Here is a 15,713-nt window from a genome sequence, read left to right as displayed (position 1 = left end):
GGGTTCGCGGGGGTGTCCGCGGCATGGATGCCGCGGCCAAGCCTACAGGGACGTACTTGCGGCGTCCCCCGCGAACCCAACCCGCCCGGCCAACCCCATGAGAAGCTCTACGCGACCAACCCACGAGGGGCTGCGCCGTTGGCTGGAAACTACGCCACCGCGCGCAACACCAACGCCAGGATCGCCGGCACCGCCTGGATCATGAAAATACGGCGACTCACGCTGTAGGCGCCATAGCACCCCGCCACCACCACGCAGGCCAGCGAGAACGTCACCAGCACCGGCTGATCGATCACCAGCCCCACCACGATGCCCGCCGCCAGGAAGCCGTTGTACAGGCCCTGGTTGGCCGCCAGCACGCGCGTGGTCTCTGCCTTCTCCGGCGTGTTGCGGAACGTCTTCAGGCCCAGCGGGTGAGTCCACAGGAACATCTCCAGCACCAGGAAATAGACGTGCAGCAGGGCGACCACCAGGGTCAGGACGAGTGCGATCCAGTACATGGGCGGTTCCTTGGATAGATGGATGGGATGATGGGGTCAGAGCCCTCTCCGTGGGAGAGGGATCCGACCCCGCGCCGCTCAGCGGTCGCGCGGCAGCTTCTTTTCTTCGCGCAGCACGCCGAATGCGGCGGCGGTCATGCACGCGGCAACCACCACGCCACCGATGAACACCACGTGTGAACCGAACAGGGTCAGCGCCTTGTGAATCCAGGTGAAACTCAAGTCCGCGCCGCGGTAGACCACGGTGTCGATCGCCGCACCGGCCTTGTAGCGCCACTGCCGGTCCACGCGGGTATAGATCGTCTCGCGCGCCGGCTTGGCGAGCGCGAACTCGCTGGCACGGGTCATCACCTGCACCACCGCGACCATCAACGGCATCGGTGAGGCCGCCAGTACCGAGAAACCGATCAGGATCGCGAAACCGGGAATCAGCAGCGCCGGCGCGATGCCATGGCGTGACAGCAGCCAGCGGGTCAGGCCCACCTGCATCAGCAGCGCCAGCGCGTTCACCGCCAGGTCGATGCGCGAAAAGAACGCGGTACTGGCCGCCGGGTCGGTGAAGGCCGCACGCACGATGCTGGCCTGCTGGTTGTACAGCAACGTGCCGACGCCCACGCCGAACACCACCATCACCGCCAGCCAGCGCAGCAGCGGCTCGCGCACGATCAGTTTCAGGCCATCGAGCACGCTGCCGCCCATCGGCTGCTCGCCCGAGACCAGCTGCTGCTCGCGCTCGCGCAGCACCGCCCAGTGCCGCAGGCGCCAGATGCAGAACAGGCAGATGACCAGGAAACCGGCCGAGACCAGCATCAGATTGGCGATGCCCACGCGCTGTGCCAGCGCGCTGGTGATGAGTGGACCAAGGAACGCGCCGATGGTGCCGGCCGCACCGATGTAGCCATAGTAGGCACGCGCCTGTGTGTTGGAGAACACATCGGCCATGAAACTCCAGAACACGGCCACCGCGAACAGGTTGAACACCATCACCCAAAGGAAGAAGGCCATGCCCCGCCCCGGCACGTTGCTGTCGAACAGCGCGTAGAAGCCCAGCAGGGTGACGATGAAGAAGCCATACACCACCGGCAGGAACACCCGCCGCGGGAAGCGGCTGACCAGCCAGCCGTACACCGGCTGCAGCACCAGCATGATCACGAACACGCAGGAGAACAGGAACTGCAGGACGAAGTCCTTCAGCGCGATGCCATGGCTGGCGAACCAGGCAATCAGCATCGGCGGAAACACGGTCTCCAGGTCGGCCGAAGCGGCCATCGCCTCCCGCACCGGGCGCAGCACGTAGTAGCCACTGAGCAGGCAGAAGAAGTACAGGAACGACCACCACAGCGCTGGCGACTCACGCAGTGCCGCCATCAACCCACGCAGCGGCCCCTTGCACTGCACCGCGCTCACGCGGCGTCCCTCGCCAGAAGACGGCGGTTGGACAGCGGCATGGCAGGCTCCGGGGCGGTGAAGCGCGTACGTTAGCCAATGCACTGCAACATCGCCAGCAGCAGCCCCGCAGAAGGCTGAAACGCAGTGTCACGGCCCCACCCGGACGACACGTTCCGATACACGTCTCAGGAGCGTCAAAATTCCAACTTTTTCAACGAGATGCGCATTCATCTTCGCTTTGTTTGTGCACAAGGGAAAAGCGGCGCTAGAATCGCCATCAGCAGTCGCGCACGGGTCTCCACGATGAAAAAGAACAGCCTGCGTCGTCCGATCCGTTCGGCGGCCACCGGTTTGCTGGGCATGTTGATGCCCGTTGCCTTGTCCACCACCGCGCAGACCCCGCCGCCATTGCCGCCGATGCCGGCCAACATCGAATCCGCTGCCGCCACCGCAGTCGCCCACACCCAGCCCGCTGCCTACCGTACCGGCCTGGTGCCGCAGGTGCAGCTGCCGGCGGCCGGCTTCAACGTGGCCAACATCGAATCGATGGCGCAGCAGCTCACTTATGGCGAGCGCGTGCCCGGCATGGCCGTGGCGATCGTGCAGGGTGGCCGCGTGCTCAGCGCGCGTGGCTATGGCGTCACCGACGTCAACAACCCGCTGCCGGTCGATGCCCACACCGTGTTCCGCCTGGCGTCGCTGTCCAAGGCGTTCGCCGGCACCATGGCCGGCCTGCTGGTCAACGACGGCACCCTGCGCTGGGACAGCAAGGTCACCGACTACGTGCCGGGCTTCCGCCTGAACTCGCCGGAAGCAACCGACCGCCTGACCGTGGCCGACGTGCTCAGCCATCGCGTCGGCCTGCCCTACAACGCCTACGACCGCGACATCGAAGGCAACGCCGAGTACTACTCGCTGACCCAGAAGCTGGCCAACACCAGCCTGAAGTGCCTGCCGGGCGACTGCTACGCCTACCAGAACGTGGCCTTCAGCCTGATCGGCGACGTCGTCTATGCCGCCTCCGGCAGCTTCTACGAGCAGTCGGTCGAGCGCCGCATCTTCAAGCCGCTGGGCATGAACGATGCCAGCCTCGGCCTGGCCGGCATCCAGGCCAGCTCGCGCTGGGCGCGGCCGCACGTGCGCAGCCGCAATGGCTGGGTGTCGCTGACACCGAAGCCGACCTACTACCGCATCGCCCCGGCCGCCGGCGTCAATGCCAGCGCCAGCGACATGGCGCAGTGGCTGCTGGCCCACACTGGCCATCGCCCCGACGTGCTGCCGGCACCGCTGCTGGCCACTCTGCATTCGAGCCTGATCAACACCCCGGGCGAAATGCGTTCGGGCTGGCGCCGCGAGCGTCTGCATTCGGCCGGCTACGCACTGGGCTGGCGTACCTTCGACTACGCCGGCCACGATGTGGTGTTCCACGCCGGTGCCGTGCAGGGTTATCGCGGCCTGGTCGCGCTGGTGCCGGAGCGCGATCTCGGCATCGCCATCATGTGGAACGGCGAAAGCGGCCTGCCCAGCGGCCTGCTGCCGACCGTACTCGATGCCGCACTGGGCCTGCCGGCGCAGCGTTGGCTGGACGTGGACACCGACTTCGGCAGCGACAACCTGATGGCCGAAGGCGCGGGTCCGGCGCAGCAGGACAAGCGCAAGGGCAAGGGTGCCTCGGGCAATCGCGCGGTGGCTTCGCCGCGCTGATCAGGCGGGCTCGACCGTGAGTGGAAGGGGCGGCCTGCGGGTCGCCCTTTTTGTTGGCTTTTGTAGAGTCGAGCCGTGCTCGACGCCACAAACGGAGGGCTAGTGCGCGAAGTAGTGCATGCCGCCATCCACCGGTATCACCGCACCGGTGATGTAGCCGGCCAACGGCGAGGCCAGGAAGGCCACCAGCGGCGCCACTTCCTCCGGATCACCAAAGCGTCCGATCGGGATATTGCGGGCAATGAACGCGCGTCGGCTCTCCTCGGTAGGATGCAGGCGGCCGAGGATCTGTGCGCTGTTGATCCGTCCCGGCGCGATTGCGTTGACCGTGATGCCCTGCCCGGCCACTTCCGACGCCAGCCCCTTGCCCCACAGGTGCAGCGCCGCCTTCGCGGCGGTAGCCGCGTTCACCGCGCGTGGTTCCATCGAACCGCTGAAGTTGATCACCCGCCCCCAACCGTGCACCTGCATCGCTGGCAGCAGCGCCTGGGTCAGCCTTCGCGCGGCGGAAAAATTCAGTGCGATTGCCTCTTCCCAGACATCGTCACCGGCATCCACCGTGGTCGGTCGCGATCCCCCCGCCGCGTTGACCAGGATGTCGACGCGCTGCAGCGCCGCCAGGGCTGCATCCGCAATACGGCGTACATCCTCCGCATCGGTGACGTCGCCAAGCAGGATGATCGGCGCCGGCACACCCGTGGCCTCAATCTCGGCAGCCAGCGCCTGCAGCGGTTCCGGACGTCGTGCGCTGATCGCGATGCGTACGCCCTGGGCCGCCAGCAGCCGGGCAACACCAGCACCGATGCCGCTGCCTGCGCCAGTGACCAGCGCGGTGCGCCCTTCAAGATCCAGATCCATGATGTTCTCCAATCAGCCAGCCGGTACATCCGGCCCGTGCACGACATGCTGTTTGATCACCCCTGATTGATAAACTCCACGCAGGTTTCAGCATTCAACACCCGGGGTGTCAGATGAACCTGCTGGAGAGCATGCAGGTCTACGTGCTGATCGTGGACAAGGGCAGCCTCAGCGCTGCGGCGGCGGCGATGGATATCTCGGCGACGATGGCCGGCAAGCACCTGCGTGCACTGGAAGCACGCCTGGGCATGCAGCTGCTGAGCCGTACCACCCGGCGCCAGCACATGACGCCGTTCGGCGAGGACTACTACGCCCGCTGCAGGGAGATCCTGCGCCTGGTGGATGAAACCGATGCACAGGCCCAGCACCAGCAGCTGGAACCAGCAGGCACGCTGCGTATCAGCGCACCGGTGATCTTCGGCACGCATGCGCTGGTGCCTGCGCTGGCCGACTATATGGCGCGCTACCCCGACGTGCGTGTCGAGGCGACGCTGAGCGACCGCGTCGTCGACCTCGCCGAAGAAGGATTCGAAGCGGCACTGCGCATCGGTACGCTGGCCGACAGCAGCGCACTGGTCGCGCGAGCTCTGACGCCGTACCGGTTGATGATGTGTGCCTCACCCGCGTACCTCGCCCGCCATGGCACGCCCACCGACCTGCTGTCACTTGCCCGGCACCAGTGCCTGTCCTTCGAACCGACAGCACTCGCGCAGTGGCTGCAGGCCGACGCTGGCGAACTCGACCGTGCGCCCGACGGTCGACTGCAGGTCAACAACGGTGAAGCACTGCGAACGGCGGCGTTGCATGGGCTGGGCATCGTGCTGCAGTCGGCACTGCTGCTGGCTGCCGACGTCGACGCCGGGCGCCTGGTGCAGCTGTTCCCGGAGTACGGCCAGACCGGTCGGCCGATGCACGTGGTCTACGCCCACGATCGCTACCACTCGACCCGCCTGCGCAGCTTCCTGGACTTCATGGTGGAGCGCTTTCCACCGGCGCCGCACCGCTAGCGTCGACCCTCAGAAGAACAGTCGAGCATGGCTCGACTCTACAAACGGCCCATAAAAAAACCCCCTCCCCGCTGGGCAGCCGGGGAAGGGGGTTTCAGGATGCGGCTATCGGGAAGTACTTAGATCAGCGGCGCCGGGGTTGCCGGCAGAGCGACCGGAGCGGCCTTCTTCTTGCGGGCGGCCGGCTTGCGCTTGGCAACCTTCTTCGCTGCCTTCTTCGGGGCAGCCTTCTTGGTGGCCTTCTTCGCGGTCTTCTTTACTGCCTTCTTGGCGGTCTTCTTGACGGCCTTCTTGGCAGTCGCCTTCTTCGCGACCTTCTTGGCCGGCTTGCGGGCCGTTGCCTTCTTGGCAGTCTTCTTGGTGGCCTTCTTGGCTACCTTCTTGACGGCCTTCTTGGCGGTCTTCTTGACGGCCTTCTTGGCAGTGGACTTCTTGGCTACCTTCTTCGCCGCCTTCTTCACTGCCTTCTTCGCAGTGGTCTTCTTGGCGACCTTCTTCGCAGCCTTCTTCACTGCCTTCTTGGCAGTCGCCTTCTTCGCGACCTTCTTCACTGCCTTCTTGGCAGCGGCCTTCTTCGCGACCTTCTTCACCGCTTTCTTGGCGGCGGGCTTCTTCTTCGCAGCTTTCTTGGTTGCCATGGGATGGCTCCTCGTCAGTGATAGGGAGTTGAAACGCCCAGGTGGATCAAACCCGCGGATGCTGCGTGCGGGGACCGCCGGCGCGTCAGGCGCGCCGTTACGGATGCGGCAATGCCCGCCTCGATCGGCGGAGCGGGCATCGGAACGGGAGTTGCCTTGCATTTCTCCGGGGGAAGCGGGGCCATGTCCACCGTCATCTGGGTCGCGGTGGTCTTGAAGGGGCTGCTTCGCATCGGACGATTGATTCTGCGCACTCGGTTTGGCAGGCAAGGTCTGCTGAGGCGAAACCTAATCACGGTTTTTTTTACTGTCAACAACCCCCGCGAAAAATTTTCACATCCGCGCCTTCCCGGACGCCGCCTGCACCACCGCTCCGCACGGCCTGCAACGACGGTGGAAGCGGCGCGCACGCGCATTGTCTGCATCGATGTCGATGCAGACGTTGATCAAAAAACACTTGAAATAAGCACTCCGCGCAGATAGGCGCAGGTGAGGCGCAACAGCGCGAGCGCATCGTCGATGGTCACCGGCACCGCCGCCAACGCCAGCACAACGGCGCCGCAACGGGGGGCGAAAAGTTTTCACATCCGAGTGCGTCGGCGCGGGGCGGAAACGCGGATTTGCGCAAAACTGCGCACGCCCGTCGGCACCGTTCGTCTGTCGACTGATGCCACGCCGAGGGTGCGCAGCGAACCCCGCGTCATGAGTCCGACGCGGTCGCCAAAACAAAAACGGCCACCCGAAGGTGGCCGTTCCAGAATCCGGAAACGACGACTCAGTGGTCTTCGTTCTCCAGGGCTTCGGCGTACGCGTCCGGGTCCAGCAGATCGTTGACCTCTTCGGCGTTGGTCAGTTCGACCACGAACATCCAGCCTTCGCCGTAGGCATCTTCGTTGATGGTTTCCGGCTTGTCGGACAGGGCCGAGTTGACCTCGACCACCTTGCCGCTGATCGGGCTGTAGACGTCCGAGGCGGCCTTCACCGACTCGACGACGGCGATCTGTTCACCGGCCTTGGCGTCGGCGCCGACTTCCGGCAGTTCGACGTAGACCAGGTCACCCAGCAGGCCCTGGGCGTGGTCGGAAATACCGACGGTGACACGGCCATTGCCTTCGACACGGGCCCACTCATGGGACTTGAGGAACTTGAGGTCGCCGGGGATCTCGCTCATGGGACTGCTCCAGAGATATGCAGGGGTGGAAAAAACGGGGCTAGTGTAACCAACCGGCCGCCACTGCTGTCAGTGACGACCGGCATGTTCGGATCAGGCGTCGGCGAGCACGCCGGGCTGGGCCTGGCCTTCGCGCACGAACGGGAACTTGACCACGCGCACCGGCACCTGCCGGCCGCGGATGTCGACGGTGACTTCGCCGAGCTCACCGGCCGGTACGCGGGCAAAGGCGATGCCCTTGGCCAGGGTCGGCGAGAAGGTACCGGACAGGATCTCGCCCTGGCCGCCGGCGGTGGTCACCGCCTGGCCGTGGCGCAGCACGCCCTTCTCGTCCATCACCAGACCGATCATCTGGCGCGCGGTGCCGGCAGCCTTCTGCGCTTCCAGCACGTCGCGACCGATGAAGTCGCGACCTTCGTCCAACGACACGGTCCAGGCCAGCGCCGCTTCATACGGACTGATCTCCTCGTCCATGTCCTGGCCATACAGGTTCATGCCGGCTTCCAGGCGCAGGGTGTCGCGCGCACCGAGACCCGCCGGCTTCACGCCCGCGGCCAGCAGCTGGTTCCAGAACGCGACCACCGCATCCTGCGGCAGCAGGATCTCGAAACCGTCTTCGCCGGTGTAGCCGGTGCGGGCAACGAACAGCTCGACGCCATCGTCAGACTGCACCTGCAGGGCGGCAAAGCGGCCCAGTTTGGCCAGCGCTGCGCGGTCGCTTTCGCGGGCCAGACCGATGACGATGTCGCGCGCCTGCGGGCCCTGCACGGCAAGGATGGCCAGGTCCGGGCGCTGCTCGACGGAAACGCCGAACGGTGCGGCCTGCTCGCGCAGCCAGGCCAGATCCTTTTCGCGGGTGGAGGCATTGACCACCATGCGGAAGAAATCGTCGCCCAGGTAATAGACGATCAGGTCGTCGATGACGCCGCCGCGCGGATTCAGCATGCACGAGTACAGTGCCTTGCCGGTGACCTTCAGCTTGTCGACCGAGTTGGCCAGCAGGCGGCGCAGGAACGGTTTGACCTGGTCACCGCGCAGGTCGACCACGGTCATGTGGCTGACGTCGAACACACCGGACTCGCGACGCACCAGGTGGTGCTCGTCCAGCTGCGAGCCGTAGTGGATGGGCATGTCCCAACCCCCGAAATCGACCATCTTGGCGCCAAGGGCGCGGTGGGTATCGTTGAGCAGCGTCTTCTGGGTCATGACCGGGTCCGGCAGCAGAGGAAACAAGAATCCCCATTATCCCAGATCGGTCGCCCGCAGGCGTGCCGCAGCGCAGCGGGGTGTTTGGCCGCTTTCTACAGCTAGAGCGCAAAGCCTGAGTTCATCGGCTCTGGATTGACTCGGCCTGGGCGGGTCGGAGCGAGTGCTTTTACTCTTTGCTCTTTTTCTTTTCCGTGGGCTGGACGCGCACGGAAACTGTCGGGGGTCGGGCGGGTTGGGTTCGCGGGACCGTTGGCGCCATGGATGGCGCCATCGAGCCCCCATGGGTGAGGGCGCTTTGCTTGCGAAGCACTGCTTCGCAAGCGACCGAACGCGCAGCCGCCAGCGGCTGGGCCGGACCGCGGAGCGGGGGTCTACGGCGTGTCCCGCGAACCCAACCCGCCCGACCCAAACACATGAACCGCCTTCCGCGACCACACACGAGGGGCTCCGCCGTTGGCTGGGAACCCCTAGGCCACCGCTTCGACCACCAGCGTGCTGCCCTGCACCGCCACCACCCGCACCAGGCTGCCGGCCTGCAGTTCCGGACCACTGACCTGCCAGTACGCATCATCGATGCTGACCCGGCCCTGCCCGCCGATGATGCCCTGCTGCAAGGGCACCACCCGACCGACCAGCTGTTCGGCGCGGCGGTTGAGCAACGGGGCATCGCTGGGCCGCGCCCTTGCCTTGCCCCAGCGCCGGTAGCACTGGATCGAGACCACGCTCAGCACTACGAAGGCAACGACCTGCCACAGCAACGGAATGCCGCTGAACACCGCCACCAGCACGAACACCGCCGCCGCACCAATGCCGATCCACAGCATGAATGCACCCGGCGCCAGCGCTTCGGCCGCGAACAACAGCAGCGCCAACGCACCCCAACCGACGACTTCCCAGCGCATGTCAGCCTCCGAGCGGCGGCGGCCGCTTGCCCGCGGCCTTGTCGTCCTGGCTGGCCAGCGCCTGCTTTGCCAGTTCGGCCACGCCAGCGATCGAACCGATCACGCCACTGGCCTCCATTGGCATCAGCACCAGCTTCTGGTTCGGCGAACTGGCCAGCTCCTTGAACGCTTCCACGTACTTCTGCGCAACAAAGTAGTTGATCGCCTGCACGTCACCCTCGGCAATCGCCGCCGACACCACTTTGGTCGCCATCGCTTCGGCCTCGGCCAGGCGTTCGCGCGCCTCCGCATCGCGGAACGCGGCTTCGCGACGGCCTTCAGCCTCCAGTACGGTGGCCTGCTTTTCGCCATCGGCGCGCAGGATCTCCGACTGCCGTGAACCTTCCGCTTCGAGGATCTGCGCGCGCTTCTCGCGCTCGGCCTTCATCTGCCGCGCCATCGCGTCCAGCAGATCACGTGGCGGCTGGATGTCCCGGATCTCGATGCGGTTGACCTTCACGCCCCACGGATTGGTGGCATGGTCGACCACGCTCAGCAGCTGGGCATTGATCACCTCGCGCTGGCTCAACGACTCGTCCAGGTCCATCGAACCGATCACGGTACGGATGTTGGTCTGCACCAGGGCAATCATCGCAACTTCCAGGTTGGCCACCTCATAGGCGGCCTTGGCCGCATCCAGGACCTGGAAGAAGACCACGCCATCCACACGCACGGCGGCATTGTCCTTGGTGATCACTTCCTGGCTGGGTACGTCCAGCACCTGCTCCATCATGTTCACCTTGCGCCCGACCCCGTACACGATCGGGATCAGGAAGTGCAGGCCCGGCGTCATGGTGTGGGTGTAGCGGCCGAAGCGCTCAACGGTCCATTCATACCCCTGCGGGACCATCCGCACCGCCTTGAACAGGATCACCACGGCCACGAAGGCCAGTACCACGGTAAAGAACATGGTCGGGAACATCGCGCTTTCCTTATCTATGTCGCCCAGGCCCCAGCATAGCGCGTGCGGGCGGCGGGTACAGCGAAGCTACCAGGGCACCCGCCCGCGCAGGATATCGGCGAACATCACCCAGTCGCCCATGAATGAATACAGCGGATGCCGGAAGGTCGCCGGGCGGTTCTTCTCGAAGAAGAAATGGCCAACCCAGGCGAAGCTGTAACCGCAGAACAAGGCAGCCACCAGCAGCACTGGCTGTCCGCGCAGGATCGCTGCAGCGACCAGCAGCAGCACGCCGCAACTACCGATGAAATGCAGGCGCCGCGAGACCGGGTGGCGGTGCTCGTTGAGATAGAACGGATAGAACTCTCGGAAGCTGGCGAATCGGGACATGCACATGCTCCGGGCCATCACTGCCTACATCATGCACCTTCGGCGGCGGCAGCGCTGCGCGAGCATCCTTGCCCTTGTAGAGCCGAGCCATGCTCGGCTGCCTCAGCTCGACGGATACTGGCAGAAGCAGTCGAGCATGGCTCGACTCTACATAAGCAGAAACGGCCGAGCCTGGCTCGACGCTACACCGAGGGCGTGCGCGGCCCGAACATGATCACCGCCATGCCGGCCAGGCACAGGGCCGCTCCCAGCATGTCCCAGCGGCTGGGGCGGATGCCATCGACCAGCCACAGCCAGAACAGCGCGGTGCCGATGTAGACGCCACCGTAGGCGGCATAGACCCGACCACTGGCGGTCGGGTGCAGGGTCAGCAGCCAGGCAAACAGCGCCAGGCTGGCGGCCGCCGGCAGCAGCAACCAGATGCTGCCCCCCTTGCGCAGCCACAGCCACGGCAGATAGCAACCGATGATCTCGGCCAGCGCGGTCAGCAGGAACAGGCCGAGTGTCTTCACGCTTTTTCCGATGCCTTGGCGTGCTGCCACAGTGCTTCCTGGGCATCCAGGTCCAGTACCGCCAACGCGCTGCCCTGCACTTCGGCCTGCGCTTCCATCGCGCGGAAGCGACGTTCGAACTTGTGGTTGGCCCCGCGCAGTGCCGCGCCCAGATCGATATCGGCATGGCGTGCCAGGTTGGCGCAGACGAACAGCAGGTCGCCCAGCTCTTCCTGCAGGCGCGCCTTGTTGCCGGCGATATCGCCGCGCTCGAACTCCTCGCGCAGTTCCTGCAGTTCCTCGGCCGCCTTGTCCAGCACCGGCAGCGGGCCCGGCCAGTCGAAACCGACCTTGGCCGCGCGTGACTGCAGCTTCACTGCCCGCTGCCATTCCGGCAGGCCGCGCGAGATACCGGCCAGTGCGGAGGTGTCCTGCTCGCCCTTGGCGGCACGCTCGGCACGCTTGATCGCATCCCAGTTGCGCGTCACCCCGTCGGCGTCATCGACACTGACATCGGCGAACACGTGCGGGTGGCGGCGCTGCATCTTGTCGCTGATCGCGCGTGCGACCTCGGCGAAAGCGAAGGCACCCTGCTCCTCGGCCATGCGCGCATGGAACACCACCTGCAGCAGAAGGTCGCCCAGCTCATCGCAGAGATCATCGAGGTCGCCCCGGTCGATGGCATCGGCCACCTCGTAGGCTTCCTCGATGGTGTACGGGGCGATGGTCGCGAAGTTCTGCTCCAGGTCCCAGGGGCAGCCACCCTGCGGATCACGCAGGCGCGCCATGATCGACAGCAGGCGTTCCAGTTCGTTGCTGGCGGCACTGCCGGTGGTGGGGGTGTCGTGCGCGCTCATGCAGTCTCCAGGGTCAATCGGACAACCAGTCGCGCCAGGGCAGGCTGGTGTCACCAAGGGCAATGAAATCGCCGTTCAACAGGGTCTCGCGGCGGTTGTAGCGGAACGGCTTGCCGGTGGCCGCCGCCAGCACCGCGCCACCGGCAGCGTGCAGCACGCATTGGCCGGCGGCAGTGTCCCATTCGGAGGTCGGGCCCAGCCGCGGGTAGACATCCAGGCCGCCTTCGGCGATCCGACAGAACTTCAGTGATGAGCCCTGAGCGATGGTTTCGATGCGACCCATCCGCGCCAGCAGCGCTTCGGTTTCCGGCGAGCGGTGCGAGCGGCTGGCGGCCACCCGCAGCGGTGCGGTGGCCGGCGTGCGGGTACGCAGCACAGTGTCATGCAGGCCCTGGCGACGGTACGCCAGCTCACCGCGCATGGCATGCCAGACGATGCCGGTGACCGGCGCCAGCACCACGCCGAAGGCCGGTGCGCCCTGGTAGATCAGCGCGATGTTGACGCTGAACTCGCCGTTGCGCTTGACGAACTCGCGGGTGCCATCGAGCGGATCCACCAGCCAGTAAGCGCCCCAGTGGCGGCGCTGCTCCCAGCCCACCTGCGCCGATTCCTCGGACAGGATCGGCAGGTCCGGAGTCAGCTGCTGCAGGCCCTGTTCAATGACCTGGTTGGCCGCCAGGTCGGCACTGGTGACCGGGCTGTTGTCGTCCTTGATCTGTACGTCGAAGCCATCGGCATAGACCTGCATGATGGCCTGTCCGGCTTCCTGGGCAATGGCGATGGCGGTCTCGCGCAGGTCCGTGGTCAGTTTGATCATCGCGTTCCCTGCAGCCACTGCCGGGCGATGAACAGCGCCGCCAGCGAGCGTCCCTCGGAGAAGTCCTCGCGCAGCATCAGCTGGTCCAGCTCGGCCAGCTTCCACGGCACCACTTCCAGTTCTTCCGGCTCATCGCCGGCCAGCTTTTCCGGGTACAGGTCGCGCGCCACCACCAGCCACGACTGATGGCTCATGTAGGTTGGGGCCAGGGTCATCGCGCGCAGCACGTCCACCCGGCGCGCACCATAACCGGCCTCTTCCTTCAGTTCACGGTCCGCGGCCTGCTCGGGGGTCTCGCCAGCATCGATCCGGCCCTTGACCAGCCCCAGTTCGTAGCGGTGCATGCCGGCAGCGTATTCACGTACCAGCAGCACGGTCTCGTCGTCGAGCATCGGCACCACCACCACCGCGCCATGGCCACGGCTGACCAGCCGTTCGAAACGGCGGCGTTCACCGTTGGAAAACTCCAGGTCCAGGTGCTGGCGCTGGAAGGGGCCGTTCTCCTCATCGGTGATCCGATGGATGATCGGCAAGCGACGGCCGGCGCGGTCATCGTTCATGCGGAATCTCCGCGGCGGCCGGCGCCTGCGCCGGGGCCGATAGAATGTGCAGGCAGCAACATGTTCATGAGCCCGAAATGCTAGCAGACCCAACCCCCTCCCCGCTGGCCCGCCATTGGCGGCAGCGCGACCTGCAGGTGCTGTGGCACCCCTGCACGCAGATGCGCGAGCATCCGGATACCCTGCCGCTGGTGCCGATCGCCCGCGGCGAAGGTGCATGGCTGATCGACCACGATGGCAACCGCTATCTGGATGCGGTCAGCAGCTGGTGGACCAATCTGTTCGGCCATGCCGAACCGCGCATCGGTGGCGCCATCGCCGCCCAGGCCACACAGCTGGAACAGGTGATGCTGGCCGGCTTCGGCCATGAGCCGGCCATCACCCTGGCTGAACGCCTGCTGGCACTGGCCCCGCGCCAGCCTGGCCGCGAACCGCTGGCCAAGGTGTTCTATGCCGACAACGGTTCGGCCGGCGTGGAAGTGGCCCTGAAGATGGCCTTCCAGTATTTCCAGAACCGTGGGGAACCGCGGCGCACGCGCTTCATCGCACTGGAGAACGGCTACCACGGCGAGACCCTGGGCGCGCTGGCGCTGGGTGACATCCCGCTGTATCGCCGTGTCTACGCGCCGCTGCTGGCCGAAGGGCTGTTCGCGCCCTCGCCCGACGCTTATCTGGCCGAGCCCGGCCAGAGTGCAGCGGATCGCGCGCGCCAGGCCGCCGATGGCCTGGCCACCCTGTTCGACCAGCACCCCGGTGAGATCTGCGCAGTCATCCTGGAGCCACGACTGCAGTGCGCCGGCGGCATGCGCATGCATGACCCGTTCTACCTGCAGCGCGTGCGCGAACTGTGTGATGCGCACGGCGCCTTCATGATCGCCGACGAGATCGCCACCGGCTTCGGCCGCACCGGCACCCTGTTCGCCTGCGAACAGGCCGGGGTGATGCCGGACCTGATGTGCATCTCGAAAGGCCTGACCGGCGGCTTCCTGCCACTGGCCGCCGTACTGGCGACGCAGGCGCTGTACGACGCCTTCCTCGACGACTCGCGCGAGCGCGCGTTCCTGCACTCACACAGCTACACCGGCAATCCGCTGGCCTGCGCGGCCGCGCTGGCGACACTGGACATCTTCCGCGACGACGATGTGATCGCCCGCAACCGCGGCATCGCTTCCGTGATGGGTACGCTGGCGGCACCGTTCAACGACCATCCGCACGTGGCAGACGTGCGCCAGGCCGGCATGGTGGTAGCGTTCGAGCTGTCGCGCGACGGCAACAAGCGCACGCCGTTCGACCCGGCCATGCGGCTGGGCCTGCATGCCTACAAGGCCGCCTTGAAGCGCGGCGTGGTGCTGCGCCCACTGGGCGACGTGCTGTACTGGATGCCACCCTACTGCGTGGACGACGAACAACTGGAGCTGCTGGCACACACTACGCTGGCAGCGATTGACGAGGCGATTGCATGCGCGTGACCCGCTGTCCCATCGACCTGGCGCTGCACAGCGGCCAGACCGTGACCCTGCCGGAAGAGACGGCCAACCACCTGGTACGGGTGATGCGCCTGCGCGAAGGCGATACCTGCGTACTGTTCAACGGCGATGGCAACGACTACAGCGCGACGCTGACCGTGGCCGGCAAACGCGAGGTGCAGGTCCGCATCGACGCCGTGCAGGCCATCGCCAATGAATCGCCGCTGGCGATCACCCTGCTGCAGGGCATTGCCCGTGGCGAGAAGATGGACCTGATCCTGCAGAAGGCCACCGAACTGGGCGTGGCAGCGATCATTCCGGTCAATGCCGAGCGCACCGAGGTGAAGCTCGATGCAGCTCGGGCGGAGAAGCGTGTGGCGCACTGGAACAATGTGGTGACCTCGGCCTGCGGCCAGTCCGGGCGTGCGCGCATTCCGCAGGTGGGATCCCCGTTGTCGCTGGCGCAGGCGGCAGCGGCACTGCCGCCCGATACGCTGCGGCTGACCCTGGACCCGCTGGGCACACATCGCTTGTCGACGCTGGCGGCCGCTCCGGCAGGCGGCATCGTGATCGCGATCGGCCCGGAAGGTGGCTGGTCGCCGCGCGACCGGGATCAGTTGGCGGCGGCAGGATTCCAGGGCCTGCAGCTGGGCCCGCGCATTCTGCGCACGGAAACCGCCGGCCTGGCCGCGATCGCGGCACTGCAGGCACGGTTGGGGGATCTTGGTTAAGGCTGGTTCGTGGTAGTGGGGGGGGGGGGGGGGGGGGGCCCCCCGGGGGGGGGGGGGGGGGCGCGCGGCCCGCCGCACGCGCC

Annotated in this window: 18 protein-coding genes; 5 read left to right on the top strand and 13 right to left on the bottom strand. The window is 66.2% G+C overall.

Annotation, left to right across the window (positions count from 1 at the left end; genetic code table 11):
- Nucleotides 1-149 precede the first annotated feature (149 nt).
- The gene (locus ACJ7C5_RS13515; RefSeq protein WP_412704190.1) at nucleotides 150-500 is read right to left on the bottom strand and encodes a DUF1304 domain-containing protein; all 351 of its coding nucleotides are present in this window, start codon (nucleotides 498-500) and stop codon (nucleotides 150-152) included.
- Nucleotides 501-578: 78 nt separating this feature from the next.
- Entirely contained in the window at nucleotides 579-1,907 is a 1,329-nt protein-coding gene (locus tag ACJ7C5_RS13510; RefSeq protein ID WP_412704189.1) for an NTP/NDP exchange transporter, read from the bottom strand.
- A gap of 285 nt (nucleotides 1,908-2,192) precedes the next feature.
- Between ACJ7C5_RS13510 and ACJ7C5_RS13505 the strand changes: the two genes are divergently transcribed.
- Nucleotides 2,193-3,593, top strand: a complete 1,401-nt coding sequence (locus tag ACJ7C5_RS13505; RefSeq protein ID WP_412704188.1) for a serine hydrolase domain-containing protein — start codon at nucleotides 2,193-2,195, stop codon at nucleotides 3,591-3,593.
- 99 nt (nucleotides 3,594-3,692) lie between these two features.
- On the opposite strand, the gene ACJ7C5_RS13500 is transcribed toward ACJ7C5_RS13505, so the two are convergent.
- Nucleotides 3,693-4,451, bottom strand: a complete 759-nt coding sequence (locus tag ACJ7C5_RS13500; RefSeq protein ID WP_125432422.1) for an SDR family NAD(P)-dependent oxidoreductase — start codon at nucleotides 4,449-4,451, stop codon at nucleotides 3,693-3,695.
- Between the two features lie 113 nt (nucleotides 4,452-4,564).
- Here ACJ7C5_RS13500 and ACJ7C5_RS13495 point away from each other — a divergent pair, with 113 nt between their 5' ends.
- Nucleotides 4,565-5,458: a LysR family transcriptional regulator gene (locus ACJ7C5_RS13495; protein WP_088026837.1), complete on the top strand. Its 894-nt coding sequence runs from the start codon at nucleotides 4,565-4,567 to the stop codon at nucleotides 5,456-5,458.
- Between the two features lie 119 nt (nucleotides 5,459-5,577).
- Here ACJ7C5_RS13495 and ACJ7C5_RS13490 read toward each other — a convergent pair whose 3' ends face one another.
- On the bottom strand, nucleotides 5,578-6,096 hold the full coding sequence (locus ACJ7C5_RS13490; protein WP_032130057.1) for a hypothetical protein: 519 nt from the start codon (nucleotides 6,094-6,096) through the stop codon (nucleotides 5,578-5,580).
- Nucleotides 6,097-6,207: 111 nt separating this feature from the next.
- Here ACJ7C5_RS13490 and ACJ7C5_RS13485 point away from each other — a divergent pair, with 111 nt between their 5' ends.
- A complete protein-coding gene (locus ACJ7C5_RS13485) occupies nucleotides 6,208-6,579 on the top strand; it encodes a hypothetical protein (RefSeq protein ID WP_125432430.1) in 372 nt (123 codons plus the stop codon).
- Between the two features lie 292 nt (nucleotides 6,580-6,871).
- Here the strand turns inward: ACJ7C5_RS13485 and gcvH are convergent, their stop codons facing one another.
- From gcvH to nudE, 9 genes are all read right to left on the bottom strand, one after another.
- On the bottom strand, nucleotides 6,872-7,267 hold the full coding sequence (gene gcvH / locus ACJ7C5_RS13480) for a glycine cleavage system protein GcvH (RefSeq protein ID WP_088026839.1): 396 nt from the start codon (nucleotides 7,265-7,267) through the stop codon (nucleotides 6,872-6,874).
- Nucleotides 7,268-7,360: 93 nt separating this feature from the next.
- Nucleotides 7,361-8,473, bottom strand: a complete 1,113-nt coding sequence (gene gcvT, locus ACJ7C5_RS13475; protein WP_412704187.1) for a glycine cleavage system aminomethyltransferase GcvT — start codon at nucleotides 8,471-8,473, stop codon at nucleotides 7,361-7,363.
- A 470-nt stretch (nucleotides 8,474-8,943) separates the two neighbouring features.
- Nucleotides 8,944-9,378: an NfeD family protein gene (locus ACJ7C5_RS13470; protein WP_043399171.1), complete on the bottom strand. Its 435-nt coding sequence runs from the start codon at nucleotides 9,376-9,378 to the stop codon at nucleotides 8,944-8,946.
- Nucleotide 9,379: 1 nt separating this feature from the next.
- The gene (locus ACJ7C5_RS13465; protein WP_412704186.1) at nucleotides 9,380-10,339 is read right to left on the bottom strand and encodes an SPFH domain-containing protein; all 960 of its coding nucleotides are present in this window, start codon (nucleotides 10,337-10,339) and stop codon (nucleotides 9,380-9,382) included.
- A 66-nt stretch (nucleotides 10,340-10,405) separates the two neighbouring features.
- Nucleotides 10,406-10,708, bottom strand: a complete 303-nt coding sequence (locus tag ACJ7C5_RS13460) for an Mpo1-like protein (RefSeq protein ID WP_093999682.1) — start codon at nucleotides 10,706-10,708, stop codon at nucleotides 10,406-10,408.
- Between the two features lie 182 nt (nucleotides 10,709-10,890).
- The gene (locus ACJ7C5_RS13455; RefSeq protein WP_093999681.1) at nucleotides 10,891-11,220 is read right to left on the bottom strand and encodes a YnfA family protein; all 330 of its coding nucleotides are present in this window, start codon (nucleotides 11,218-11,220) and stop codon (nucleotides 10,891-10,893) included.
- A complete protein-coding gene (gene mazG / locus ACJ7C5_RS13450; protein ID WP_412704185.1) occupies nucleotides 11,217-12,056 on the bottom strand; it encodes a nucleoside triphosphate pyrophosphohydrolase in 840 nt (279 codons plus the stop codon). Before mazG ends, ACJ7C5_RS13455 begins: the two co-directional genes overlap by 4 nt.
- A gap of 13 nt (nucleotides 12,057-12,069) precedes the next feature.
- A complete protein-coding gene (cysQ, locus tag ACJ7C5_RS13445) occupies nucleotides 12,070-12,873 on the bottom strand; it encodes a 3'(2'),5'-bisphosphate nucleotidase CysQ (RefSeq protein ID WP_093999679.1) in 804 nt (267 codons plus the stop codon).
- Nucleotides 12,870-13,433, bottom strand: coding sequence for an ADP compounds hydrolase NudE (gene nudE / locus ACJ7C5_RS13440; protein WP_005418435.1), 564 nt, complete (start codon nucleotides 13,431-13,433; stop codon nucleotides 12,870-12,872). Before nudE ends, cysQ begins: the two co-directional genes overlap by 4 nt.
- A 77-nt stretch (nucleotides 13,434-13,510) precedes the next feature.
- On the opposite strand from nudE, the gene bioA reads away from it, so the two are divergent.
- Entirely contained in the window at nucleotides 13,511-14,902 is a 1,392-nt protein-coding gene (gene bioA, locus ACJ7C5_RS13435; protein ID WP_412704184.1) for an adenosylmethionine--8-amino-7-oxononanoate transaminase, read from the top strand.
- Entirely contained in the window at nucleotides 14,893-15,630 is a 738-nt protein-coding gene (locus ACJ7C5_RS13430) for a 16S rRNA (uracil(1498)-N(3))-methyltransferase (protein WP_412704183.1), read from the top strand. Before bioA ends, ACJ7C5_RS13430 begins: the two co-directional genes overlap by 10 nt.
- Nucleotides 15,631-15,713: the final 83 nt, after the last annotated feature.

It is taken from the genome of Nocardiopsis yanglingensis, from assembly GCF_045809185.1.
Lineage (GTDB): Bacteria > Pseudomonadota > Gammaproteobacteria > Xanthomonadales > Xanthomonadaceae > Stenotrophomonas > Stenotrophomonas yanglingensis.
Note: the sequence above shows the minus strand (reverse complement) of the source record. Positions and strands in the feature narration are given on the sequence as shown.